The 22,640-nt window shown below is 69.8% G+C and carries 22 protein-coding genes; 10 read left to right on the forward strand and 12 right to left on the reverse strand.

Features of this window, described 5'->3' with window-relative positions; translation table 11 throughout:
* Positions 1-52 precede the first annotated feature (52 nt).
* A complete protein-coding gene (locus GJG85_RS15600) occupies positions 53-1,333 on the forward strand; it encodes an MFS transporter (protein WP_124630942.1) in 1,281 nt (426 codons plus the stop codon).
* Positions 1,334-1,388: 55 nt separating this feature from the next.
* On the opposite strand, the gene GJG85_RS15605 is transcribed toward GJG85_RS15600, so the two are convergent.
* Both GJG85_RS15605 and GJG85_RS15610 read right to left on the reverse strand, forming a co-directional pair.
* Positions 1,389-3,590, reverse strand: coding sequence for a TonB-dependent siderophore receptor (locus GJG85_RS15605; protein ID WP_124630943.1), 2,202 nt, complete (start codon positions 3,588-3,590; stop codon positions 1,389-1,391).
* Positions 3,591-3,732: 142 nt separating this feature from the next.
* A complete protein-coding gene (locus GJG85_RS15610) occupies positions 3,733-4,371 on the reverse strand; it encodes a glutathione S-transferase (RefSeq protein ID WP_050014323.1) in 639 nt (212 codons plus the stop codon).
* A gap of 111 nt (positions 4,372-4,482) precedes the next feature.
* On the opposite strand from GJG85_RS15610, the gene GJG85_RS15615 reads away from it, so the two are divergent.
* Complete coding sequence (locus GJG85_RS15615) at positions 4,483-5,403, forward strand: LysR substrate-binding domain-containing protein (RefSeq protein ID WP_050014322.1); 921 nt, start codon at positions 4,483-4,485, stop codon at positions 5,401-5,403.
* A gap of 15 nt (positions 5,404-5,418) precedes the next feature.
* Here GJG85_RS15615 and GJG85_RS15620 read toward each other — a convergent pair whose 3' ends face one another.
* From GJG85_RS15620 to GJG85_RS15630, 3 genes are read right to left on the reverse strand one after another with little or no spacing between them, the layout of a single operon-like run.
* Entirely contained in the window at positions 5,419-7,644 is a 2,226-nt protein-coding gene (locus GJG85_RS15620; RefSeq protein WP_089488875.1) for a xanthine dehydrogenase family protein molybdopterin-binding subunit, read from the reverse strand.
* Positions 7,641-8,642, reverse strand: coding sequence for a xanthine dehydrogenase family protein subunit M (locus GJG85_RS15625; RefSeq protein ID WP_050014320.1), 1,002 nt, complete (start codon positions 8,640-8,642; stop codon positions 7,641-7,643). The genes GJG85_RS15620 and GJG85_RS15625 overlap by 4 nt, the downstream gene beginning before the upstream one ends.
* 17 nt (positions 8,643-8,659) lie before the next feature.
* Positions 8,660-9,415, reverse strand: a complete 756-nt coding sequence (locus GJG85_RS15630; protein WP_050014319.1) for a 2Fe-2S iron-sulfur cluster-binding protein — start codon at positions 9,413-9,415, stop codon at positions 8,660-8,662.
* A gap of 554 nt (positions 9,416-9,969) precedes the next feature.
* Between GJG85_RS15630 and GJG85_RS15635 the strand changes: the two genes are divergently transcribed.
* A complete protein-coding gene (locus GJG85_RS15635; RefSeq protein WP_050014318.1) occupies positions 9,970-10,254 on the forward strand; it encodes a hypothetical protein in 285 nt (94 codons plus the stop codon).
* A 32-nt stretch (positions 10,255-10,286) separates the two neighbouring features.
* Here the strand turns inward: GJG85_RS15635 and GJG85_RS15640 are convergent, their stop codons facing one another.
* Together GJG85_RS15640 and GJG85_RS15645 are read right to left on the reverse strand one after the other, a co-directional pair.
* On the reverse strand, positions 10,287-10,439 hold the full coding sequence (locus GJG85_RS15640) for a hypothetical protein (protein ID WP_160300514.1): 153 nt from the start codon (positions 10,437-10,439) through the stop codon (positions 10,287-10,289).
* A gap of 82 nt (positions 10,440-10,521) precedes the next feature.
* A complete protein-coding gene (locus GJG85_RS15645; protein ID WP_050014317.1) occupies positions 10,522-11,145 on the reverse strand; it encodes an alpha/beta hydrolase in 624 nt (207 codons plus the stop codon).
* A gap of 356 nt (positions 11,146-11,501) precedes the next feature.
* Here GJG85_RS15645 and GJG85_RS15650 point away from each other — a divergent pair, with 356 nt between their 5' ends.
* From GJG85_RS15650 to GJG85_RS15665, 4 genes are read left to right on the forward strand one after another with little or no spacing between them, the layout of a single operon-like run.
* Positions 11,502-12,443, forward strand: coding sequence for a glyoxylate/hydroxypyruvate reductase A (locus GJG85_RS15650; protein WP_050014316.1), 942 nt, complete (start codon positions 11,502-11,504; stop codon positions 12,441-12,443).
* A gap of 30 nt (positions 12,444-12,473) precedes the next feature.
* Positions 12,474-13,406 (forward strand): hydroxymethylglutaryl-CoA lyase, encoded by a 933-nt coding sequence (locus tag GJG85_RS15655; protein ID WP_089488877.1) that lies wholly within the window; start codon positions 12,474-12,476, stop codon positions 13,404-13,406.
* A 26-nt stretch (positions 13,407-13,432) separates the two neighbouring features.
* On the forward strand, positions 13,433-13,939 hold the full coding sequence (locus GJG85_RS15660; protein WP_089488878.1) for a YbaK/EbsC family protein: 507 nt from the start codon (positions 13,433-13,435) through the stop codon (positions 13,937-13,939).
* On the forward strand, positions 13,936-14,142 hold the full coding sequence (locus tag GJG85_RS15665) for a DUF1289 domain-containing protein (protein ID WP_006477621.1): 207 nt from the start codon (positions 13,936-13,938) through the stop codon (positions 14,140-14,142). Before GJG85_RS15660 ends, GJG85_RS15665 begins: the two co-directional genes overlap by 4 nt.
* Positions 14,143-14,396: 254 nt before the next feature.
* Here GJG85_RS15665 and GJG85_RS15670 read toward each other — a convergent pair whose 3' ends face one another.
* Entirely contained in the window at positions 14,397-15,299 is a 903-nt protein-coding gene (locus GJG85_RS15670; protein WP_069620148.1) for a DMT family transporter, read from the reverse strand.
* A gap of 112 nt (positions 15,300-15,411) precedes the next feature.
* Between GJG85_RS15670 and GJG85_RS15675 the strand changes: the two genes are divergently transcribed.
* Positions 15,412-15,903, forward strand: coding sequence for an Lrp/AsnC family transcriptional regulator (locus GJG85_RS15675; protein ID WP_050014344.1), 492 nt, complete (start codon positions 15,412-15,414; stop codon positions 15,901-15,903).
* Between the two features lie 49 nt (positions 15,904-15,952).
* On the opposite strand, the gene GJG85_RS15680 is transcribed toward GJG85_RS15675, so the two are convergent.
* The gene (locus tag GJG85_RS15680; protein ID WP_050014311.1) at positions 15,953-16,849 is read right to left on the reverse strand and encodes an alpha/beta hydrolase; all 897 of its coding nucleotides are present in this window, start codon (positions 16,847-16,849) and stop codon (positions 15,953-15,955) included.
* A 239-nt stretch (positions 16,850-17,088) separates the two neighbouring features.
* Between GJG85_RS15680 and GJG85_RS15685 the strand changes: the two genes are divergently transcribed.
* Positions 17,089-18,048: a nitronate monooxygenase family protein gene (locus GJG85_RS15685; protein WP_050014310.1), complete on the forward strand. Its 960-nt coding sequence runs from the start codon at positions 17,089-17,091 to the stop codon at positions 18,046-18,048.
* Between the two features lie 117 nt (positions 18,049-18,165).
* Here the strand turns inward: GJG85_RS15685 and GJG85_RS15690 are convergent, their stop codons facing one another.
* The 3 genes from GJG85_RS15690 to GJG85_RS15700 all read right to left on the reverse strand — a co-directional run bounded on the left by GJG85_RS15690 (position 18,166) and on the right by GJG85_RS15700 (position 21,238).
* Positions 18,166-19,128, reverse strand: a complete 963-nt coding sequence (locus GJG85_RS15690; RefSeq protein WP_050014309.1) for a LysR family transcriptional regulator — start codon at positions 19,126-19,128, stop codon at positions 18,166-18,168.
* A gap of 196 nt (positions 19,129-19,324) precedes the next feature.
* Positions 19,325-20,401, reverse strand: a complete 1,077-nt coding sequence (locus tag GJG85_RS15695) for a porin (RefSeq protein ID WP_011546370.1) — start codon at positions 20,399-20,401, stop codon at positions 19,325-19,327.
* 345 nt (positions 20,402-20,746) lie between these two features.
* A complete protein-coding gene (locus GJG85_RS15700) occupies positions 20,747-21,238 on the reverse strand; it encodes a peptide-binding protein (protein WP_124557608.1) in 492 nt (163 codons plus the stop codon).
* Between the two features lie 345 nt (positions 21,239-21,583).
* Here GJG85_RS15700 and GJG85_RS15705 point away from each other — a divergent pair, with 345 nt between their 5' ends.
* The gene (locus GJG85_RS15705) at positions 21,584-22,615 is read left to right on the forward strand and encodes a bile acid:sodium symporter family protein (RefSeq protein ID WP_050014307.1); all 1,032 of its coding nucleotides are present in this window, start codon (positions 21,584-21,586) and stop codon (positions 22,613-22,615) included.
* Positions 22,616-22,640: the final 25 nt, after the last annotated feature.

The following is a 22,640-nucleotide window of genomic DNA, read 5'->3' on the forward strand; positions in this document are numbered from 1 at the left end:
ATGAATGTAGGCCGCCAGACTGTGGACGTCAACTTCGAATCGGGCCTCCGTCATGGATACCTCGTGCATCGCTTCCCCCTCTTCGACTGCCCGCGACGTGCGCGGGCCGGCCCATCGCTGGCGCGTGCTGGGCGCCGGCGTCGCCGCGAACCTGAGCTTTTCGGCTGCCGCGGCCGGCATTCCGACCACGGCCGTCTGGATGCGCTCGGCCTACCACCTCGACAACGGCGCACTCGGCCTCGTGCTTGGCGCGCTCGGCTTCGGCGTCGCGCTGTCCGAGCTGCCGTGGGGCATCGCCGCCGACCGCTTCGGCGACCGCCGCGTGCTGCTGACCGGGCTCGTCGCGACGGCCGCGATGCTCGCGCTGATGATGTGCACGATCGCCCCGACCGCGCACGCGGTGCCGCCGCTGATGCGGGTCGTCGCGGCCATGGGCTGCGTCGGGCTGCTCGGCGGCAGCGTGAACGGGTCGAGCGGGCGCGCGGTGATGCGCTGGTTCGGCGAGCGCGAACGCGGGCTCGCGATGAGTATCCGCCAGACGGCCGTGCCGCTCGGCGGCGGCCTCGGTGCGGCGCTGCTGCCGTCGCTCGCGTCGCATGCCGGCTTCGCCGCGGTGTTCGGTGCGCTGATGCTGCTGTGCGCGGGATCGGCGGCGCTCACCTGGCGCTGGCTGCACGAGCCGCCCGCCGCGCCAGCCCCGGCGCACGTCGCCACGTCCCTAGCCACGCCGCTCGCCGTGCCACAGCCGCAGCCCGCCGGCCACGCGCGCAACCCGCTCGCGAGCGGCCCGGTGTGGCGCATCGTGCTCGGCATCGGCCTGCTGTGCGCGCCGCAGTTCGCGGTGCTCACGTTCGCGACGGTGTTCTTGCACGACTTCGGCCGGCTCGGCCTCGCCGGTATCAGCACGGCGATGGTCGCACTGCAGCTCGGCGCGATGGTGATGCGCGTCTGGAGCGGCCGCCATACCGACCGGCACGGCAACCGGCGCGCGTACCTGCGCGGTTCCGTGTTCGTCGCGGCCGGGTCGTTCACGTTGCTCGCGGCCGCGACGGCCGGCAGCCCGCATGTGCCGCTCGCCGCGATCGTCGCGATTCTCGTGTTCGCCGGCGTGTGCGTGTCGGCATGGCACGGCGTCGCGTACACCGAGCTCGCGACGCTCGCGGGTGCGAACCACGCGGGCACCGCGCTCGGGATGGCCAACACGGTCGTCTACCTCGGCCTGTTCGCGACGCCGCTCGCGATTCCGCCGCTGCTCGCCGCGACTTCTTGGAGCGTGGTGTGGCTCGCCGCGGCGTTGATCGCCGCCGCGACCTACCCGCTGTTCGCGCGCTGACGGGCGCGCGCGGCGGCCGACGGCGTCGAGCGGCGGCCGCCGTCGCGCGGTGCGGTCAGAACTTGTACACGGCCGACAGCATCGCCGAACGGCCGTCGCCGAACTCGACCGCCGATGACCGCGATTCGCTGCCCGACACCTGCCGCACGCGTTCGACGTACGCGCGATCGAACAGATTGTCGACGTTCAGCTGGATGCGCAGCCGGCGGCTCACGTCGTAGCTCGCCATCAGGTTGTGCACCCAGTACGCGCCGAGCTTGCCGTCGCCCTGCGACGTCACGTTGCGCCGACCGACGAAGTGCGAACCGTAGCCGAGCGTCCAGCCCGCCGGCAACCGATAGGTCGTCCACACGTTGAACGCGTGCCGCGGCGTGTTGCCGAGCGCCTGCCCGTCGCGCCGCGGCGACGACGGCGAGCTGAGCGTCACGCTCGCGAGGTACGTGTAGTTCGCGAACACGTCCCAGCGCGGCGTCACCTTGCCGGCGGCGCCGAGCTCGACGCCGCGCACGCGTTGCCGGCCCACGAGCGCATAGCTGCCGTCGGCCATTCGTTCGCGCGCGTTCTTCTTTTCGGTCTGGAACAGCGCGCCGTTCAGCGCGATGCCCGCGAGCCCCTCCCATTTCGCACCGAGTTCGAAGCTCTCGTTTTTCTCGGGCGCGAGCGCGCCGGTCGCCGCGCTCACGCCGGAGCCGGTGGTCACGAGGAATTCGGCGGACGGGTTGAACGACGTCCCGTACGCGAAATACGCGCGACCGTTGTCGGTCGGCTTGAACACGAGCCCCGCGCGCGTGCTCAGATGCCGATCGGCCGTATCCGCGCGCTCGGTGGGCTTGCCGGCCGCGGTGCCTTCCGACCGGCCGTCGATCCAGTCGTGCCGCAGCCCGACGTCGATGTCCCAGTAGCGGCCCACCGAGATCGTGTCGAACGCGTACAGCGCCTTCACGACCAGCGCTGTGTCGTTGCGCGCGCTGTCCTGGCGCTGCGCCGGGCCGCGCCACACGCCGGGCGGCGCGGCGAGCGCGAAGCCGTCGGCCGGGTAGAAGCGGTTGAGCCCGTACGAATAGGTCGTGCGGCCGTACGTCTCGCGCGAGATCTCGAAGCCCGTGACCAGCGTATGCCCGATGCCGAACGTCGAGAACGCGCTGGTGACGTTCGTCTGGTTCGCCCACATCGCGGTCGACGCATCGCGGCCATAGCCCTGCGGCCCGGCCGGCTTGTAGCGCCCCGGCGGCAGGCCCTGCAGGTTCACGTGCGACGCCGAAATCACCGTGTCGCGATTCAGGTGCGCATAGCGGCTCAGGTTCTGCACCTTCAGGCCGGACGACACGTCGTGTTCGGCCTTCACGGTGAACGTATCCGACGTGATGCGTTCGCGGTCGAGATTGCGCCAGCCGAAATAGCGGTCGCGCGACACGCCGGCCAGCACCTGGCCGTTGTGCGCCGGCAGCCCGTAGTCGGGCAGGTTGTTGTCGTACTGGTGGAAATAGCCGAGCGTGACGCGGGTCGGCGTGCCGAGACCGAACGCGAGCGACGGCGCGATGCCCCAGCGCCGCTTGCGGATGTCGTCGCGGCCGGGCACGTCGTTGACGTGCGCCATCGCATTCAGGCGGAACGCCGCGCGGCCGTCGGTGCCGGCCAGCGGCCGGTTCGCATCGAGCGTCACGCGGCGGTAGTCCGACGTGCCGAGCATCGTGCCGGCCTCGGTGAACGCGCCGGCCTTCGGTGTCTTGCTGACCAGGTTCACCGAGCCGCCCGTCGTGCCCGCGCCGCCGAACACCGAATTCGGCCCCTTGATCACCTCGACCGCCTCGACGTTGAACAGGTCGCTGCGATTGTTCTGCGCGCTGTCGCGCAGCCCGTCGAGCTGCAGGTTCGCGTTCGCGCCGAAACCACGGATATTGAACATATCGCCCGACCCGCCGCCGCCCTCGCCGGCGTTGAACGTGATGCCCGCGACGTTCGACAGCGCCTCGCGCAAGCTCAGCGCCTGCTGTTCGTCGAGCACCGCGCGCGGGACGACGGTGATCGTCTGCGGCACGTCGAGCAGCGGCGTCGCATATTTGGCGGAACCCGACCGGTCGACGCGCGACCCGGCGTCGCGCGCGCCGTGCACGACGATCGGGTCCAGGTGCGGCGCGCGGCGCGGCTCGCCTTCCTCCGCGCAGGCCGGCGCGGCCGCACAGGTCATCATCGCGAACGCGACGGATGCGGTCGCGCGGCGCGGCGGCGTCGCGCTCGACTGGATACAACGGCTCATGTTCACTCCATTCCATTGATGAGAATGCTTCTCATTCAATAGAATTGAGCGCGACATGACAATTGGACACGTCCGAACTTCGCGGTCCGAACGAACCGCCGCACGGAACGGCCGCGCCGCCGGCTGCCCGCGCGCCGCCGTGTCAAACCGCCTCGCGCGCCAGCGCACGCCGCGCGGCCGGCCGTTCGGCCTCGCGCTGTGCATGCACGGTCCATGCGGGATGCCGCGTCATGTCGAGCCCGATCGCGACGCCCCAGCGATACAGCACGAGCAGGAACGGATCGACGATCGAATGCGCACCCGGCTCGGCCCACGTGCGGCCGTCGGCCAGCAGAGCTTCGATCGACGCGTTCGCGGCGTCGATCGTGCTGCGTCCGTGCGCGCTGACCGCGCCGTGCAGCGCCGGATCGTCGATGAAGCGACCGGGCCGCCACAGCGCGCCGTAGCCGACGCCGTGCACCCAGCCGACCAGCCAGGCGAGCCATTCGTGGCACCGCGCCTCGCGCAGCGGATCGACGAGCGGCAGCAATTGCGCGTCTGGATAGCGGCGTGCGAGATACGTGAGGATCGCCGGCGTTTCGGTCAGCACGCGCGGCTCGCCCGGAATCGCGAGCACGGGTACGCGCGCCTTCGGGTTGATCGCGAGATAGCGCGCGTCGAGGTTCTGCCGCTCCTTCACCGAGACGATTTCGACGTCGAACGGCGCGCCGGTTTCCTCCAGCGCGATGTGGGCGGCGAGCGAGCAGGCGCCCGGCGAAAGATAGAGACGATAGGCGTTCATGGCGGCTTGGCGTGACGGGCTGTGGAAGACGGAACCGAGTGTAGGAACGCATGCCGATGCGCGACAAACGATGAATTGTCGTGCTCGGACATTAGTGTTACTAATACCCGCATGCGACGCATCCACCTCCCTCCGCTGCAGACGCTGCGCGCGTTCGAAGCCGCCGTGCGGCTGCAGAGCTTCACGCGCGCGGCCGACGAGCTCGCGCTCACGCAAGGCGCGGTCAGCCAGCACATCCGCGCGCTCGAGGCGCAGCTCGGCTATCCGCTGTTCACGCGCGAACGCAACGGCGCGACGCCGACGCATGCCGCGCACGCGCTCGCATTGCAGGTGCGCCAGGGCCTGAGCGTGCTCGAACGCGCGTTCGAACCCGCGCTGACGGTGCGCAGCCGCCCGCGCACCTGCGACGTGACGCTGAACGTGAGCGTGCTGCCGAGCGTCGCCGAGCGCTGGCTCGCGCCGCGCCTGCCGCGCTTCTCGGCGGCACACCCGCACATCGCGATCGTGCTGCATCCGAACGTCGCGCTCGCGCCGCTGCGCAAGCGCGACCGCATCGACGTCGCGCTGCGCTACGGGCCCGGCACGTGGCCCGGCGTCGTCGCCGAGAAGCTGATGAACGAGACGATCTTTCCGGTCGCGAGCCCCGCGTACCGCAATCGCGACGGCGTCGCCCCGCGCACGCCGGCCGACCTCGTGCGCGCGACGCTGCTGCGCCATCCCGCGCAGCCGTGGGAACCGTGGTTCCAGGCCGCGCGGCTCGACCTCACCGAATCTGCGCGCGCACCGCGCTTCACCGATGCGAACGCGCTGATCGACGCCGCGCTGCAAGGCCGCGGCGTCGCCCTCGCGCGCCGCTCGCTGATCGAGCCCGAACTCGCTGACGGCACGCTCGTGCGCGTGTCGACGGTGCGCATCGCCGACGTGTACGCGCACTACGTCGTGTGGCGCCCCGGCCATCCTCAGGAAGCGGTGATCCGCACGTGGCTCGACTGGCTGCGCGGCGAAGTGCGGCGCAGGACGCCGCGGCGCTGACGCCGACGGCGACGCTCACGCGCGCATCGGCATCGCCACCTTGTCGAGCGTGATCGGCAGATCGCGCACCCGCACGCCGGTCGCGTGATAGACCGCATTGGCGATCGCGGCCGGCACGCCGGTGATGCCGATCTCGCCGATGCCGCGAATGCCGAGCGGATTGAAATGCGTGTCGTTTTCGTCGACGAAACTCACGTCGAGCTCGCCGATGTCCGCGTTCACGGGCACGTGATATTCGGCGAGATTCGCGTTCGTGAAGCGGCCGTACCGCACGTCGAGATGCGAACCCTCCTCGAGCGCGGTGCCGAGCCCCCACACCATCCCGCCGATCAGCTGGCTGCGTGCCGTTTTCGCGTTGAGCAGGCGGCCGACGCTGTAGACGCCGACGATGCGCGGTACGCGAATCGTGCCGAGTTCGGCATCGACGCGCACTTCGGCAAACACCGCGCCGAACGAATGGGATGCATAACGCGACTTCTCGTCGCCCGGCTTCGTCGTCGCCTGCGCGTCGATCGGCCGGCCGCCCGCACGCGCGATCACCGCCGCGGCCGGATCGCGCCGCGACGGCTCGCCGCGATGCACGACCCAGCCGTTGTCGACCGTCACGTCATCGGCCGCGGCGCCGTGCAGCGGCGAACCCGGATCGGCGATCGCCAGCGCGATCAGCTTCGCGCGCGCCTGCAGCGCGGCCTCGCGCACGGCGGGCGCCACGCTCGCCGCCGACTGCGAGCCGCCCGATACCGGCGCGCGCGGCAGGCTCGAGTCGCCGAGCGCGAAGCGCACGTTCTGCGGCGCGAAACCGAGCGCGTCGGCCGCGACTTGCGTCATCACCGTATAGGTGCCGGTGCCGATGTCCTGCGTGCCCGACGCGACCTCGGCCGTGCCGTCCGGCAGGATGCGCGCCCGCGCCGACGCTTCGCTGCGGTTCGCCGGATACGTGGCGGCCGCCATCCCGAGGCCGATCAGCGTGTCGCCGTCGCGCAGCGTGCGCGGCGCGCCGGTGCGGCGCGACCAGCCGAAGCGCCGCGCGCCGACCTCGTAGCATTCGCGCAGCTTGTTGCTCGACCACGGCTTGCCGTCCTGCGGATCGACTTCCGCGTAATTCGCGAGCCGCAGCGCGACCGGGTCCATGCCGAGTTGCCACGCGAGCTCGTCCATCGCCGATTCGAGCGCGAACGAGCCCGACGCCTCGCCGGGCGCGCGCATGAACGTCGGCGTGCCGACGTTCAGCGGCACAATCCGGTGCGTGGTCGCGTGGTTCGGCACCGCGTACATGATCCGCGACGGCATCCCGCACATTTCCATCCAGTCCTCGAACGTCGACGTGGTGGCGATCGTGTCGTGGCGCATCGCCGTCAACGTGCCGTCCTGGCGAGCGGCCAGCACGATGCGCTGTTCGGTGAACGGCCGCCCGCCGACCGAGCCGAACATCTGCGGCCGCGTCAATGCGAGGCGAACCGGGCGCCCGACCTGCTTCGCGGCCATCGCGCACAACGACACGTGCGACCACGACGAGCCCTTGCAGCCGAAGCCGCCGCCGAGAAACGGCGAAATCACGCGCACGTGTTCCGGTGCGATGCCGAACACGGCGGCCACCGCCGTGCTCGCGCCCGACACGCCCTGCGTCGCATCGTGCAGCGTGAGCGTCGGGCCGTCCCAGCGCGCCATCGTCGCGTGCGGCTCGATCGGGTTGTGGTGCTGCATCGGCGTCGTATAGGTCGCGTCGATGTGCACCGCGCCTTCGCGCAGGCCTGCATCGACGTCCCCGCGCTGCGTATCCATCGCGCGGCCCTGCTGCTTCGGCGGCATGCGCGCGCCGCGCTTCGCGTGCGCGAAATCCGCGACGGCATCGGTCGCGCGATAGCGCACCTGCACGGCATGGGCGGCGTCGGTCGCCTGCTCGAGCGTTTCGGCGACGACGACCGCGACGGGTTCGTTGCTGTAGCGCACCGTGTCGTCCTGCAGCAACGTGAGGCGGCGCCCGGCCGGCGGCGACAGCGGCGGCCGGCCGCCGTTGGGCAGCCGCATCGCGTTCTCGTGCGTGATCACGATCAGCACGCCCGGCATCGCGCGGGCGCGCGCCGCATCGATCGACTCGATCCTGCCGGATGCGATCGTGCTCGTGACGAGCACCGCGTGCGCGAGCCGCGTATCGGAGAATTCGGCCGCGTAGTGCGCGCCGCCCGTCACCTTCAGTACACCGTCGACACGGTCGAGCGGCTGTCCCGTCATCGTGTTCATGCGGCACCTCCCGTCATGGCGGCTGCCGTTTCGACCGCACGGACGATCGCCCGCTGCGCGAGCGCGACCTTGAAGCCATTGCCGTCGAGCGGACGCGCATCGCGCAATGCCAGCGCGGCCGCCTCGCGCAGCGTCGCGTCGGTCGGCGTGCGGCCAACGAGATGCGCTTCCGCTTCCGTTGCACGCAACGGCTTGTGCGCGACGCCGCCGAGCGCGATTCGCGCGTCGGCGACGCGCGGGCCCTCCATCCGCAGGGCGGCCGCGACCGACACCAGCGCGAACGCGTAGCTCGCGCGATCGCGCACCTTCAGATAGTGCGCATGGTCGGCAAAGCGCGGCGGCGGCAAGTCCACCGCGGTGATCAGTTCGCCCGGTTCGAGCGTCGTGTCGAGATCGGGACGATCGCCCGGCAAGCGGTGAAACGACGCGATCGGAATCTGCCGTGCACCGCGCGGGCCGCTCACCTGCACGACCGCATCGAGCGCGGCGAGCGCGACGCTCATGTCCGACGGGTTCACCGCCACGCACTGCGGGCTCGCACCGAGGATCGCGTGCATCCGGTTGTGGCCGCCGATCGCCGCGCAGCCGCTGCCCGGCTCGCGCTTGTTGCATTGCGCGAACGCGGGGTCGTAGAAATACGGGCAGCGCGTGCGCTGCATCAGGTTGCCGCCGACGGTCGCCATGTTGCGCAATTGCGCGGACGCGCCAGCGAGCAGCGCCTGCGACAGCAGCGGATAGTCGGCGCGCACGCGCGGATGATCGGCCGCATCGCTGTTGCGCACGAGCGCACCGATGCGCACGCCGCCGCCGGGCAGCGCATCGACCGTATCGAGGCCCGCGATCCGCGTGATGTCGATGAGCGTGACGGGCCGCGCGACGCCGCCCTTCATCAGGTCCAGCAGGTTCGTGCCGCCGCCGATGAAGGCCGCGCCCAGCCGCTGCGCCGCGCGCACGGCGCCGGCGACGTCGGTCGCGCGTTCGTAGGAGATTGCTTCCATTGCGGTGCCCTCCCCGCCTAGCCGTGCGCCGCATGCGCGGCGCGCACGGCGGCGACGATGTTCGGGTACGCGCCGCAGCGGCACAGGTTGCCGCTCATGCGCTCGCGGATCTCGTCGTCCGACAGCTGCGCGGGACGGCGCCGCACGTCATCCGTGGCGGCGCTCCCGGCCCCCGCCGCGAACTCGTCGAGCAGCGCGGTCGCCGAGCAGAGCTGGCCGGACGTGCAGTAGCCGCACTGGAACGCATCGCATTCGACGAACGCACGCTGCACCGGGCTCAACACGCCGCCGCGCGCCAGCCCTTCGACGGTCGTGATCCGCTCGCCCTCGTGCATCACCGCGAGCGTCAGGCACGCGTTGATGCGCCGGCCGTCGACGAGCACCGTGCACGCGCCGCACTGCCCGCGATCGCAGCCCTTCTTCGTACCCGTGAGGCCCGCGTATTCGCGCAGTGCGTCGAGCAGCGTGACGCGCGGTTCGAGCTGCAGCGTGTATGCGCGCCCGTTGATGTCGAGATGCACGGGCCGGGCCGGCACCGTATCGCGGCGGGGCGCGGCCGGCGTGGACGCCGCGTGCGGCGACTGCGGATGAACGTGCGATGCGGCGCTGACGGTCGCGGCAGCCGCCGCGGATTGCAGGAAACGGCGCCGCGCGGCGCTGGACGGCGTATCGTGCGGCAACGGCAGCGGCGCTGAACGGCCGGGCCCGAGCGGCGACGGGGCAGCGTCGCGCGCCGGTTCGGCGGACGGGGAATCGGATCGATCGCTGGACATGGCTTCTGCTCGCTCCGTGGTTGATGGACGCGGGTGTGCGCCGCGTGCCCGGATGGCAGCGCGGTCGGCACGCGCATCGGCAACGAGCAATTCGGGTGCCGCGAAACTGCGGGGGGCCGCATACAGGTGCAGCGCCGGCCATCGTGCGCGGCGCGCACCGGGCAGCAGACGGACCGAGTTGGCGGTGAGAACGCTTCCATGACGCCACGCTGGCGCGCGGCTGGCCGTTCGCTGACGAAGCGGCAATAACGCCCGATTTTTGGGCGCGGCCGGCCGCGCATCGGTCGCAAGTTGCCGATCGCGTTTGCGATGCCGCGCATGGCGCCCGCGTCGCCGTGGCCGGGTCGCGGCGTGGCGCGCCGTGTAAATGCGCGCAGCATCCGCCTCTGCTGGAAAATTCCGCCATGCGTGCCGGTGGATCGCCGCGACGGCATTCGGTCAGCCGGACGAAACCATTTCGCGATCGCGCCGGAATCGCAAACGATTCACCGAAACGTCGCATCGCGCCCGCATACTCGAAAACGTTTCCCGATCAGCCTGCCAGGAGAGAAGTCATGCGTCGCGTTTCCGTCGCCGTCGTTCTGTGTACCGCCGTGTTCGTCGCCGCGTGCAGCGACGACGCACCGCACGACGCCCACGCGACCGACACCGTGCCGCAGGCCGGCGCATCGAGCGGCGCCGCCAGCGCGTTCAACAGCGACGCGACCGCGAATACCGTCGCATCCGAGGCCGCGCCGCTCGCGCCGCCCGTCGTGCATTACCCGCCCGATGACGACGACGATGCGACGCCCACTGGGAACGCAGCCGCTTCAAGCGCCGCCGCGTCGTCGCCGGGCTGATCCCGCTGCCACGTGATAGGAGTCGGTACTGTTCAGGCAGCGCAGTGGGCGCGCGCGTCGAGCCGCCACTGACATGACGTAACGGTCGGCGACGGCGCGAACGGCACGGTGTCGCGCCGCTTCGCGGGCCACGTCGGGTACGGCCGGCCGAGCGATTCGGACCCGGCCGCGGCCGTCAGGGCCATGAGGCCCGCCTGCGCATTGCAAGCGCGACGGCCCGCCCTACCGCGACAGCCACCGCGCGGCATGCGCCGCGCAACCGGCCCGTCAGACCGCGTGCGCGAGCGCGCGATCGACGAGCGCGGCCTCGAAGCCGTCGTCCGCGTCGCGAAAACGCAGCGGCGCCGCGCAATGCACCAGCGTGTCGATGAAGTATTTCGCGCGCGGCCACGGCCCGTAGCCGGCCGCCGTGTTGATGTGCCCGGCATCGCCGAGGTTCACGAACGCGCTACCCAGGCGCTGCGCGAGCGTGCGCGCATCGCCGAGCGGCATCCACGGATCGGTCTCGCTGCCGATCACGATCGACGGCACCGCGAGCCGGCGTGCGTCGAACGGCCCGGCAAACGTGAATTTCTTCGGGCTCGCCGGCGCGACGAACAGCACGCCCGCGACATCGCCGACGTGCGGCCACTGCGCGAGCGCATGCGCGGTCGCAAGGCAGCCGAAGCTGTGCGCGGCGAGCACGAACGGGCCGCGCTCGCGATCGAGCAGCGCGCGCACCGCTTGCGCCCACCCCGCGAGATCGGGCGCATCCCAGTCGTGCTGCTCGACCCGCAACGCGCGCGGGAACTGCCGCTCGAGCCAGGTCTGCCAGTGGGCGCCTTCGCTGCCGTGCAGGCCCGGGACGGTGACGAGCCGCGGCGGCCACGCCGATTTGCTGCATGCGCGCATGATTGCCCTCGCTTGCTTGAAGACGAGGTTCGATTGTGGCGTCGCGTACGCGGCAGCCGAACCAATATTTTGTGCTTTGCTTTTGCGCGGCGCGGTGACCGGCGGCGGCCCGGCGACTGCGCGACGGCGGCCCAAGCCAGCCGCATGGGCCGCATGGCCCGCACCGACGGCGCAATGTGCGGCGAAACCGTAGAATGTGGGCTTCCCGTCAGCGTCACACGGAACGGGTCCCCGCGCCGACGCGCCGGGCCGTTCGTCAGGAGTCGTCCAATGTCCGCTACGTCCGCCGGCGCGCCGCGCCCGGCTTCGCTCGCCGTTCCCGTGACGCGCCTCGCCGGCGCGCGCGCCGTCACGCAATGAAGATCCTGTTCCATTCACCGCATCAGGAAGCCGGCGCATGGCGCGACGAGATCGCGCGGGCGCTGCCGGAAGCCGAACTGCGCGCGTGGCAGCCGGGCGATACGGCCGCCGCCGACTACGCGCTCGTGTGGCGCGCACCGCGCGAGTTCTTCGCGCCGCGCGACGGCCTGCGCGCGATCTTCAACCTCGGCGCGGGCGTCGATGCGCTGCTCGCGCTCGACCGCGCGCATCCGGGCACGCTGCCCGCACACGTGCCGCTGGTGCGGCTCGAGGATTCGGGCATGGCGCAGCAGATGGTCGAATACGTGACGCACGCGGTGCTGCGCTACCTGCGCCGCTTCGACGAATACGACCTGCAACAGCGCGAACGCCGCTGGCAGCCGCTCGAACCGCATGCGCGCGCGAGCTTCACCGTCGCGGTCCTCGGCCTCGGCGTGCTCGGCGCCGAGGTCGCCCGCGCGCTCGCCGCGCTCGGCCTGCCGGTGCGCGGCTACAGCCGCAGTGCGAAGCAGCTCGACGGCATCGCGACCTTCGCCGGCGACGGCGCGTTCGACGCGTGCATCGACGGCGCGAAGGTGCTCGTCAACCTGCTGCCGAGCACGCGCGACACCGACGGCATCCTGTCGGCGCGCGCGTTCGCGCGGCTCGCGCGCGGCGCGTACGTCGTCAACGTCGCGCGCGGCGCGCATCTCGTCGAAGCCGACCTGCTCGACGCGCTCGCGAGCGGCCAGGTCGCCGCGGCCACGCTCGACGTGTTCCAGCACGAGCCGCTGCCTGACGACCATCCGTTCTGGCGCGCGCCGCGCATCACGATCACGCCGCACAGCTCGGCCGAGACGCTGCGCGCGGAAGCCGTCGAGCAGATCGCCGGCAAGATCCGCGCGTTCGAGCGCGGCGCGCCCGTCAGCGGGATCGTCGACTACGCACGCGGCTACTGAATTCCGCCCTACACGAAACCGGAGACAACCATGACGTTCCCCACCGCCGTCAAGATCGTCGAAGTCGGCCCGCGCGACGGCCTGCAGAACGAGAAGACCTTCGTGCCGACCGACGTGAAGATCGCACTCGTCGACCGGCTGTCGCGCGCCGGCTTCCGCAACGTCGAGGCCGCATCGTTCGTGTCGCCGAAATGGGTGCCGCAGATGGCCGACGGCGCCGACGTGATGGCCGGCATCGAGCGCCGCGCGGGCACCGTGTACTCGGTGCTCACGCCGAACCTGAAGGGTTTCGAGAACGCGGTCGCCGCGCGCGCCGACGAGGTCGTGATCTTCGGCGCGGCGAGCGAAGCGTTCTCGCAGCGGAACATCAACTGCAGCATCGCCGAGAGCATCGCGCGCTTCGAGCCCGTCGCGAAGGCCGCGAAGGACGCGGGTCTGCGACTGCGCGGCAGCGTGTCGTGCTCGCTCGGCTGCCCGTATCAAGGCGAGGTGCCGGTCGCGTCGGTCGTCGACGTCGTCGAACGCTTCGCCGCGCTCGGCTGCGACGAGATCGACATCGCCGACACGATCGGCGTCGGCACGCCGAAGCGCACGCGGGAGGTGCTCTCCGCGGTCACGCGCGTGTTCCCGCGTGAACGGCTGTCGGGCCATTTCCACGACACCTACGGCCAGGCGCTCGCGAACATCTACGCGGCGCTGTTCGAAGGGATCGAGATCTTCCACGCGTCGGTCGCGGGCCTCGGCGGCTGCCCGTACGCGAAGGGCGCGACCGGCAACGTCGCGACCGAGGACGTGCTGTACCTGATGCAAGGCCTCGGCATCGAGACCGGCATCGATCTCGCGCAGGTCGTCGCGGCCGGCGACTTCATCTCGAACGCGATCGGCCGCGCGAACGTGTCGCGCGCCGGTCGTGCACTGCTTGCCAGGGCGCAGGGCGCGGCCGACGCCGCGAACTGCGTCTGATCACGCCCTCCCACGGACGCCTCCCCATGACGACACCCGCTTCATTCGATTCCCTCCCCGATTCCGCGCGACGCGTCGCGCTGCTGCTGCGCGAGCGCGGCCATGCGAAAGGCATCGTGATGCTCGCCGAAACCGGCAAGACGTCGGCCGAGGCCGCGGCCGGGCTCGGCTGCTCGGTCGCGCAGATCGCGAAGTCGATCCTGTTTCGCCGGCAGGCCGACGGCGCGCCCGTGCTGGTCGTCGCGAGCGGCGTGAACCGCGTCGATGAAAAGAAGGTCGCCGCGCAGGTCGGCCCGGTCGGCCGCGCGGACGCGAAGTTCGTGCGCGACAACACCGGCTATGCGATCGGCGGCGTCTGCCCGATCGGCCATCTGGTCGAACCCGTCACGCTGATCGACGCCGACCTGCTCGCGCTCGACAGCCTGTGGGCCGCCGCCGGCCATCCGCACGCGGTGTTCAACCTGTCGCCGCACGAACTCGTGTCGCTGACGGGCGCGCCGGTCGCGGACGTCGCGTTGCGGGAGCCCGCATGAGCGACGTGACGATGCCGGTCGCCACGGTCGCGTCGCCGTGCACCGACGTCTGCCGGATCGATCCGCGCACCGACTGGTGCGCGGGCTGCCTGCGCACGCGCGGCGAGATCAAGGGATGGCGTGAGTCGGACGACGACGCGCGGCGCGCGCTGCTTGCGCGGCTCGACGCGCGGCGGCGGCTGATCGCGGGCAGCGAGACATAAAAAAAAGCCGTTCAGCCTCACGGGCGAACGGCATCGAGATCGGAATCCTGTGAACGTGATCAACGTCACAGCCCGCATCATACGAGCGACGCGGGCGCATCGCATCGGGTGTTTCCCTACAACTTCTTACAGCGCTTTTCGCGCACGCGCACGGCGTCCGCGCGACGTCATTCCGCAGGCACGCCTCACTCGCGACACGCGCATTCGACGCGCGGCGGCGTGAGCGCGCCGCCGCGCCGAATCCTCTGACCGTTTCAGTTGCCGACCGCGGTGCGACGGGCCGGCACGATGCGCCAGCCGAGGTTCACGCCGGCCGCCGCGAGCAGGATCAAGAGCGCGCCGAATACCTGCGTCCACGCGAGCGTCTGCCCGAACGCGACGCGATCGACGGCGATCGCGACGACCGGATAGACGAACGACAGCGCGCCCGTCATCGCGGTCGGCAGCTTCTGGACCGCGCCGTACAGCAGCACGTACATCAGCCCCGTGTTGACGATGCCGAGCACGATCAGGTCGGCCCATTGCCCGGCCGTCGCCGGCAACGTGTCGAAGTGCGCGAACGGCGCGAGCAGCAGGATGCCGAGGCCGACCTGCAGCAGCGCGAGCAGATGCGGCGGCGTGCCCTTCAGGTGCTTCGTGATGATCGACGAGATCGCGTACAGGAACGCCGCGCCGAGCGACAGCGCGACCCCTTCCAGGTATTCGCCGGGCACCGCGAGCACGGCCGGTTCGACGCGCACCACGAATACGAGCCCGGCGAATGCGAGCGCGAGCCACGCGAGCGTCGACGCGGTGATCCGCTCGCGGAACACGATGGCGCCGAGCGCGACGAGCATGAACGGCTGCGTGTTGTAGACGGCGGTCGCCATCGAGATCGACGCGCGCGAATACGCGGCGAACAGCAGCAGCCAGTTCGCGACGATCGCGAGGCTGCCGAGCGTCGTGAGCACGAGCATCCGCGGCGAGAACAGCGAGCGGCGCAGGAAGCCGAACGCCGCACAGACGATCGCGAGCGTCGCCGTGCCGAACACGCAGCGGAAGAACACGACATTGGTCAGCGGCTGCTGCGACGACATCACGAGCCAGCCGATCGTGCCGGACATCAGCATCGCGACGATCATCTCGGCGGCGCCGCGGCGAATTTCATTCGAGGCCATCAGGAACTCCGTTGAAGAGCTTGGATGAGTTCGATTCTAGAAACTTGCTTTCGCTGAAACCACGGCTAAACTGAAGCGAATCAGCCGATTGACCTTCGAAAGCAAAGCGATCATGCCGAAACGCCTTTCCCCGCCCGCCGTCGCGTCGCTCGACGCGACCGACCGTGCAATCGTCGCCGCGCTGGCCGACGACGCCCGCATCGCGACCAGCGAACTCGCGCGGCAGATCGGGCTGTCGGCGCCCGCGACGGCCGACCGCGTGCGCCGGCTGGAAGCGCAAGGCGTGATCGCCGCGTTCACCGTCGAGCTCGACCCGCGTGCGCTCGGCTACACGCTGCAGGCGATCGTCCGCGTGAAGCCGCTGCCGGGCCAACTGCATCTGGTCGAGGAATTGCTGCGGCGGATTCCCGAATTCGTCGAATGCGACAAGGTGACCGGCGACGACTGCTTCATCTGCCGGCTCTACCTGCGCACGATCGAGCACCTCGACGACATCCTGTCGAAGGTGACGGAGCGCGCGGAGACGAGCACCGCGATCGTGAAATCGACGCCCGTGCCGCGCCGCCTGCCGCCGCTCGTCGAGGACGACCACGCGCACCGCTGAGCCGCGGCGCGCACCATCGGGCCGCCGGCGGCGCGCGCCGCCCAGCCCGTCACGCGGCCGCGTCCCGCGCGTCGAAGAACGCGAGCAGTTCGTCGATCAGCGCGACGGGCGCCTCTTCCGGAATGTAGTGCCCGCAGTCGAGCGCGCGGCCGCTGACGTCGCGCGCGACGCGACGCCACTCGTCGAGCGGATCGAAGCAGCGGCCGACGACGCCGTGCTCGCCCCACAGCACGCGCAGCGGGCACGCGATCTTGTTGCCGCGTTCGAGGTCCGCACGATCGTGCTCGAGATCGATCGTCGCCGATGCGCGATAGTCCTCGCACATCGCATGCACGGCGCCCGGCTGCGCGAGCGCCGCCCGGTACGCGTCGAGCGCCTCGGGCGCGAATGGCGCCAGCCCGGCCGACCGGTTGCCCATCACGCGCTCGACGTACGCATCGGTGTGCGCGCCGATCAGCGTCTCGGGCAGCGGCTCGGGCTGGATCAGGAAGAACCAGTGGAAATACGCGGTCGCGAACGCGCGATCGGTTTTCTCGTACATCGCGAGCGTCGGCGCGATGTCGAGCAGCATCATCCGCTCGACGGCCTCCGCGTGATCGAGCGCGAGCCGGTGCGCGACCCGCGCGCCGCGATCGTGCGCGCACACGTGGAACTGCGCGAAGCCGAAATGCCGCATCACGGCGACCTGGTCCGCCGCCATCGCGCGTTTCGAATACGGCGCGTGCCGCGCGTCGCTCGGCGGCCGGCCCGATGCGCCGTAGCCGCGCAGGTCGGTGGCGATCACCGTGAAGTGATTCGCGAGCGTCGCGGCGACGCGATGCCAGATCATGTGGGTCTGCGGATGGCCGTGCAGCAACAACAGCGGCGGACCCGCGCCTCCTTTGACACCGAAAATGTCGGTGTCCTGCACCGTCACGCGAAACGGTGCAAACGCCTCAAACGACATGGTTTGTTTCTCGTTGGTTTGTTATGGCGGCTATTTTATGAGCGCCGGCGCATCTTCACAGCGGCGTAAGCACGCGAAAGCGTAGAAAGAGAACACTCACTCGATTGCCGGCACACCGCGGAGTTTGTTAAGCTCGCGTAGAATCGCACGACCGTTCGTATTAATATGAACGAACGCGTTCCGCCGCTACACTCGAATCATCGTCCGACCGCAACGCCCCCGGAGACTGGAGACATCACATGGCATTGCCCACCGTCCTGCAAAACCTGACGCTGCCCGTCATCGCGTCGCCGATGTTCATCGTCAGCTACCCCGAACTCGTGCTAGCGCAATGCAAGGCGGGCATCGTCGGTTCGTTCCCCGCGCTCAATGCGCGTCCGGCCGAACGACTGGACGAGTGGCTCACGCAGATCCAGGCGGAACTCGCCGACCACAAGGCGAAACATCCCGATGCGGTGATCGGCCCGATCGCGGTCAACCAGATCGTCCACCAGTCGAACGCGCGGCTCGAGCACGACGTGCGCGTGTGCGTCGAGCACAAGGTGCCGATCTTCATCACGAGCCTGCGCGCGCCGGCGCGCGAGATCGTCGACGCGGTGCACGGCTACGGCGGCATCGTGCTGCACGACGTGATCAACCTGCGCCACGCGCAGAAGGCGCTCGAAGCGGGCGTCGACGGGCTGATCCTCGTCGCGGCCGGCGCCGGCGGCCACGCGGGCACGACGTCGCCGTTCGCGCTGGTCGGCGAAGTCCGCAAGATCTTCGACGGCCCGATCGTGCTGTCCGGCTCGATCGCGAACGGCGGCTCGATCCTCGCCGCGCAGGCGATGGGCGCGGACTTCGCGTACATGGGCACGCGTTTCATCGCGACGCAGGAAGCGCACGCGATCGACGACTACAAGCACGCGATCCTGAACGCGAAATCGTCGGACATCATCTACACGAACCTCTTCACGGGCGTGCACGGCAACTACATCCGCGAGAGCATCGAGAAGGCCGGCCTCGATCCGGACGCGCTGCCGGAATCGGACAAGACCAAGATGAATTTCGGCAGCGACAAGACGAAGGCGTGGAAGGACATCTGGGGCGCCGGCCAGGGCGTCGGCCTGATGGACGACCTGCCGAGCGTGGGTGCGCTCGTCGAGCGGCTCAAGCGCGAGTACGACGACGCGAAGGCGCGGCTCGGCATCCCGCGCTGACGGATGCGGCGGCCGTCGCGGCCGCCCTCGACGCGAGCGTCGTCGAGCCAAACGAAAAGCGCGAACCGGCAACCGGTTCGCGCTTTTTCATTGCCCCGCCGCGGCGGACGACGCGGCTCAGACCGCGCGCTTCATCCGCGTGATCGGCAGCACGCGCAGGTGCGATTCGATCGACGGGCACAACGATTGCCCTTCGAAACGCGCGGCCAGGAAATCGACGAAAGAGCGCACCTTCGCGGACACGTGGCGACGGCTCGCGTACACCGCATAGATCGGTGCCTCGTGCGGCGGCACCGAATCGAGCAGCACCGGCACGAGCCGGCCCGATTCGATGTCGTCGCCGACCACTTCGGTGCCGAGCAGCGCGATGCCCGCGCCGGCGAGCACGGCCGCGCGCAGCCCTTCGAGATGGTTCACGATCAGGTTGCCGTTCAGGCTCACGCGCGACGCGGCGGCCGCGTCGATCACCAGCGAATCGAGCATCGTCGAATTCGAATCGCGCCGCAGGTAGTTGTGGTTCGCGAGATCGGCGATCGTCTGCGGCGTGCCGCGCTTGTCGAGATACTCGGGCGACGCGACCAGCAGGATGTGCGCGGTCGCGATCTGGCGTGCGACCAGCGACGACGATTTCAATCCGTTCGGCGCCGCGCGCACCGCGACGTCATAGCCTTCCTCGATCAGGTCGACCACGCGATCGGACAGCGTCATGTCGACGGTCACGTCGGGGAACCGGCCCGCATAATCGGTGACGGCCTGCATCACGTGCCGCAGCCCGAACGCGGACAGCGACGTCACGCGCAGCCTGCCTTGCGGCACCACGCTCGCGGCGCCGACGGCCTGGCCGGCTTCGTCGAGTTCGGACAGCGCCTGCACGAGGCGCTCATAGTATTCGCGTCCCGCCTCGGTCGGCGCGACGCGTCGTGTCGTGCGATGCAGCAACCGCGCGCCGAGCTGCTGCTCGAGGTGCATCACGTGCTTGCTCGCCATCGCCGCCGACATCTGCATGCGCTCCGCCGCGCCGACGAAGCTGCCCACTTCGACGACGTAGCGAAACACATTCATGCTGACGAGGGTATCCATCGAACTAGCTCGCAATCCCGGGGAGTCAACCAATTACGAGATAGGGTAACAAAGGCGGGCAGACATAAAGGTCAAGAAAGGCAAAACGGCGCCGCGGGTGGCGGCGCCGCTTCGGGCCGGAAAGGACGGACGGGAAAACATGCAGCCGGCACGCGCAATTCGCGCGCGCGGCCGGCGCACCGGTCGCGCGCGTGCGTCAGAATTTCGCGCGAATGCCTGCGCCGAACGTGTTGCCGGTCGACAGGCCGCTGATGTGGTCGTTCATGTAGGCCGCGTAGACGTCGGTGCGCTTGGACAGCGGATAGTCGTAGCCGACGGCCCAGGTCTGGCGCGTCTGGTCGAGGCCGCCCGCGTCGCGCGAGTATGCATACGACGCCATCGCGTTGCCCACGCCGATCGGCACCGACACGCCGCCCTGCGCGGTGTTCACGTGCCAGCTGCCCGCGACCTGGTCGTTCTTCGTATACATGTACTGGCCGAACAGCTTCACGAGCTTCAGGTCGTAGGTCGCGCCGACCAGCGCGATGCCCTGGCTCTTCATGCCGGTCACGAGCGCGCTCAGGTCCTGCGGGCCGTTGTTGAAGTTCACGTACTGATACACGGCGGTCGCCGCGAACGGGCCGTTCGCGTAGTTGAACTGCGCGCTCCACTTCTTCGAGCGGTTGTCGCCGGCCTGGTTGCCAAGTGCGTACATCGCGCCGAAATTCAGCCCACCGAACGAAGGCGACGTGTATCCCACCGCGTTGTTCCAGCCCGAATCGCCGACGGCGCCCTGGTCGCTCGGATAGGTCGGGAACGTGCCGAGGCCGAGGAACACGTGGTACACCATCGGCGAGAAGGTGTACGAGTCGTAGAACGGGTTGAACAGGATCGTCGACAGGAACAGATGCGTCGTCAGGCGGCCTGCCGTCACCGTGCCGTACGGCGAGCTGATGCCGACGTACGCGTTGCGCGCGAAGAACGTGTCGCCCTGGAAGCGGCCGTACTGGCCGTTCTGCGCGCGGAAGAAGCTCTCCAGCGTGAAGATCGCCTTGTAGCCGTCGCCGAGATCCTCGGCGCCGTGCAGGCCCCAGTACGACGTCGACATCCCGCCGCCCGACACGTTCCACGCACGATCGCCGCCCGGGAACTTGGTGGCGCCGACCCATTCGTCAACCTGCCCGTAGAGCGAGACGCTCGACTGCGCATGGACGGGTGCGGCGGCCGCCACGCAGGCGGCTGCGGCGATCAGCTTGACGGACGTGCGCGACGCGCGACGAGCGAATGCTTTCATGGGATCTCCAGGTTTTGTCGGATAGTCGATAAGTGGCGCGAGCGTTGTTGTTTGGAGCCGAGTGCTTGCGTCGTATGGGGCGCAGCCATCTTTACGGATCATTCGTCCGGTCAAAATTGCGCACACTTATTGCGGGTATAGCGCCGGCATTAACTTCGCGGGATGTATCCATGGCCGGATGCACGGCGGCGGCCCGGCGCGAATGCGGTCGCACCGGCGGGCGGCGGCGCGGCATGCGCGTACCGGGCGCGAAAGATAGCGCAATGCGGCGGGAAAATCAGCGGAAATCTGCGCGCGACTGTGGCAAATTCGCATCAGCCGGCAAGGGGACGTGCGCGGGGGCGCTCAGTTTCGGTAGAACGGGGAGAAAGAAGGCGAGTGCGCAGGCTCTTCCTGCGAGCGGGGCGGCGGCATCGGGCGACCGCCGCGCTCCTCGTTGTAGCGGGCGACGTCGGCGCGGATCGAGCCGGCCCGCAGCGGGACGTTGCCGCCGCCCGGCGGGCGCGGCATCTGGCGGACCTCGGCGCTGATCGGCCGATACGGGCTTTGCGCGGCGTAATGGCCGTAGGACGGCGTCGGGCGCAGCCCCCAGCGGGAGCCGGCGCCGCTCACGCCGCCGGGACGCACGCCGGCGGGCGGCGCAACGCGACGCCAGACCGGACCGCCGCCGGGGCCGCCCGCCGGCCGAGCGTACGCGCGCATGTCGCCGCCGCCGAAGCCGTGGCCACCGAACCCGTGACCGCCATGGGGCGGCTGGGCCAGCGCGAGCGGCATCAGCAGCGCGCCGAGCACGCCTGCCACCCATCGTCCGATCTTCCGTTTCACCCGTTCCGTCATCGTTCCGTGCCCATCGACGCCCGCCGTCGGTTCCTTTCGGCCGACCCAAGGCTTTCAGCAGTAATTTATGAGCGGGCGGAAAGTGTGTCGAGCCAAAAAGTGTTATGTCGCCGGCATCGGTGTAACACCATGTTACTGCTAGGTTTTTTCGCTTCGGCACGCGATCGCGGCAGAACATTCTTCTGCGGTTTCGCGCGTGGCCGGGTCGACGCGGCGGCCCTCATTGCATGCAATCGATTCATCAATCGATTCGCACAATGAATTTGTTTGGTGAATCGCCAACCGGGACAATAACGCGATCCGCGCGCGCGACGCGCGCTTCGCCGTTTCCGAATCGAGTTCCCGATGGCCCGTCCCCGTTTTCTCCCCGACAACTTCACGCTCGCGCTCGTCGGCACCGTCGTGCTCGCGAGCCTGCTGCCCTGCCGCGGCCCGGCCGCCCATGCGTTCAACTGGGCAACCAACATCGCCGTCGGCCTGCTGTTTTTCCTGCACGGCGCGAAACTGTCGCGCGAAGCCGTGATCGCCGGCGCGACCCACTGGCGGCTGCACGCGGTCGTGCTGCTCAGCACGTTCGCGCTGTTCCCGCTGCTCGGCTTCGCGCTGAAACCGGTGCTGCAGCCGCTCGTCACGCCGACGCTGTATGCGGGCGTGCTGTTCCTGTGCACGCTGCCGTCGACGGTCCAGTCGTCGATCGCGTTCACGTCGATCGCGAAGGGCAACGTGCCGGCCGCCGTGTGCGCGGCATCGGCGTCGAGCCTGCTCGGGATCTTCGTCACGCCGGCGCTCGTCGGGCTGATGATCACGTCGCAGTCGGCCGCGACCGCGTCGCCGTGGAGCACGGTCGGCAGCATCGTGATGCAGCTGCTCGTACCGTTCATCGCCGGCCAGTTGCTGCGGCCCGCGATCGGCGGCTGGATCGACCGCAATCGCGGCGTGCTGCGCTTCGTCGACCAGGGCTCGATCCTGCTGGTCGTCTACGTCGCGTTCAGCGAGGCCGTCAACGAGGGGCTGTGGCACCAGATTCCGCCGCGCGCGCTCGGCGGCCTGCTGGTCGTCAACCTCGTGCTGCTCGCGATCGCGCTGCTGCTGACCGCGTTCGTCAGCAAGCGGCTCGGCTTCAACCGCGCCGACCGGATCACGATCATCTTCTGCGGATCGAAGAAGAGCCTCGCGGCCGGCGTGCCGATGGCGAAGGTGATCTTCTCGGCGAACGCGGTCGGCGCGATCGTGCTGCCGCTGATGCTGTTCCACCAGATCCAGCTGATGGCGTGCGCGGCGCTCGCGCAGCGCTGGGGCGCGCGCGACACGAGCGGCGAGCACGACGAAGGCGACACGGCAGCCAGGTCCGGCGCGCTGAGCGCGGGCAAGCGCTGACGCGCGCGGGGGGCGATGGCTGTCG

The sequence above is a fragment of the Burkholderia sp. MS389 genome, from assembly GCF_016899425.1.
Lineage (GTDB): Bacteria > Pseudomonadota > Gammaproteobacteria > Burkholderiales > Burkholderiaceae > Burkholderia > Burkholderia sola.

What these genes read in the sequence shown, in the direction of transcription:
- GJG85_RS15600 (WP_124630942.1), top strand. Translation starts at nt 53, where the DNA reads ATGGATACCTCGTGCATCGCTTCCCCCTCTTCGACTGCCCGCGACGTG.
- GJG85_RS15630 (WP_050014319.1), bottom strand. Translation starts at nt 9,415, where the DNA reads ATGTCCAGCGATCGATCCGATTCCCCGTCCGCCGAACCGGCGCGCGAC.
- GJG85_RS15620 (WP_089488875.1), bottom strand. Translation starts at nt 7,644, where the DNA reads ATGAACACGATGACGGGACAGCCGCTCGACCGTGTCGACGGTGTACTG.
- GJG85_RS15635 (WP_050014318.1), top strand. Translation starts at nt 9,970, where the DNA reads ATGCGTCGCGTTTCCGTCGCCGTCGTTCTGTGTACCGCCGTGTTCGTC.
- GJG85_RS15705 (WP_050014307.1), top strand. Translation starts at nt 21,584, where the DNA reads ATGGCCCGTCCCCGTTTTCTCCCCGACAACTTCACGCTCGCGCTCGTC.
- GJG85_RS15640 (WP_160300514.1), bottom strand. Translation starts at nt 10,439, where the DNA reads ATGGCCCTGACGGCCGCGGCCGGGTCCGAATCGCTCGGCCGGCCGTAC.
- GJG85_RS15660 (WP_089488878.1), top strand. Translation starts at nt 13,433, where the DNA reads ATGACGACACCCGCTTCATTCGATTCCCTCCCCGATTCCGCGCGACGC.
- GJG85_RS15650 (WP_050014316.1), top strand. Translation starts at nt 11,502, where the DNA reads ATGAAGATCCTGTTCCATTCACCGCATCAGGAAGCCGGCGCATGGCGC.
- GJG85_RS15610 (WP_050014323.1), bottom strand. Translation starts at nt 4,371, where the DNA reads ATGAACGCCTATCGTCTCTATCTTTCGCCGGGCGCCTGCTCGCTCGCC.
- GJG85_RS15605 (WP_124630943.1), bottom strand. Translation starts at nt 3,590, where the DNA reads ATGAGCCGTTGTATCCAGTCGAGCGCGACGCCGCCGCGCCGCGCGACC.
- GJG85_RS15700 (WP_124557608.1), bottom strand. Translation starts at nt 21,238, where the DNA reads ATGACGGAACGGGTGAAACGGAAGATCGGACGATGGGTGGCAGGCGTG.
- GJG85_RS15685 (WP_050014310.1), top strand. Translation starts at nt 17,089, where the DNA reads ATGGCATTGCCCACCGTCCTGCAAAACCTGACGCTGCCCGTCATCGCG.
- GJG85_RS15670 (WP_069620148.1), bottom strand. Translation starts at nt 15,299, where the DNA reads ATGGCCTCGAATGAAATTCGCCGCGGCGCCGCCGAGATGATCGTCGCG.
- GJG85_RS15695 (WP_011546370.1), bottom strand. Translation starts at nt 20,401, where the DNA reads ATGAAAGCATTCGCTCGTCGCGCGTCGCGCACGTCCGTCAAGCTGATC.
- GJG85_RS15625 (WP_050014320.1), bottom strand. Translation starts at nt 8,642, where the DNA reads ATGGAAGCAATCTCCTACGAACGCGCGACCGACGTCGCCGGCGCCGTG.
- GJG85_RS15645 (WP_050014317.1), bottom strand. Translation starts at nt 11,145, where the DNA reads ATGCGCGCATGCAGCAAATCGGCGTGGCCGCCGCGGCTCGTCACCGTC.
- GJG85_RS15675 (WP_050014344.1), top strand. Translation starts at nt 15,412, where the DNA reads ATGCCGAAACGCCTTTCCCCGCCCGCCGTCGCGTCGCTCGACGCGACC.
- GJG85_RS15665 (WP_006477621.1), top strand. Translation starts at nt 13,936, where the DNA reads ATGAGCGACGTGACGATGCCGGTCGCCACGGTCGCGTCGCCGTGCACC.
- GJG85_RS15615 (WP_050014322.1), top strand. Translation starts at nt 4,483, where the DNA reads ATGCGACGCATCCACCTCCCTCCGCTGCAGACGCTGCGCGCGTTCGAA.
- GJG85_RS15680 (WP_050014311.1), bottom strand. Translation starts at nt 16,849, where the DNA reads ATGTCGTTTGAGGCGTTTGCACCGTTTCGCGTGACGGTGCAGGACACC.
- GJG85_RS15690 (WP_050014309.1), bottom strand. Translation starts at nt 19,128, where the DNA reads ATGGATACCCTCGTCAGCATGAATGTGTTTCGCTACGTCGTCGAAGTG.
- GJG85_RS15655 (WP_089488877.1), top strand. Translation starts at nt 12,474, where the DNA reads ATGACGTTCCCCACCGCCGTCAAGATCGTCGAAGTCGGCCCGCGCGAC.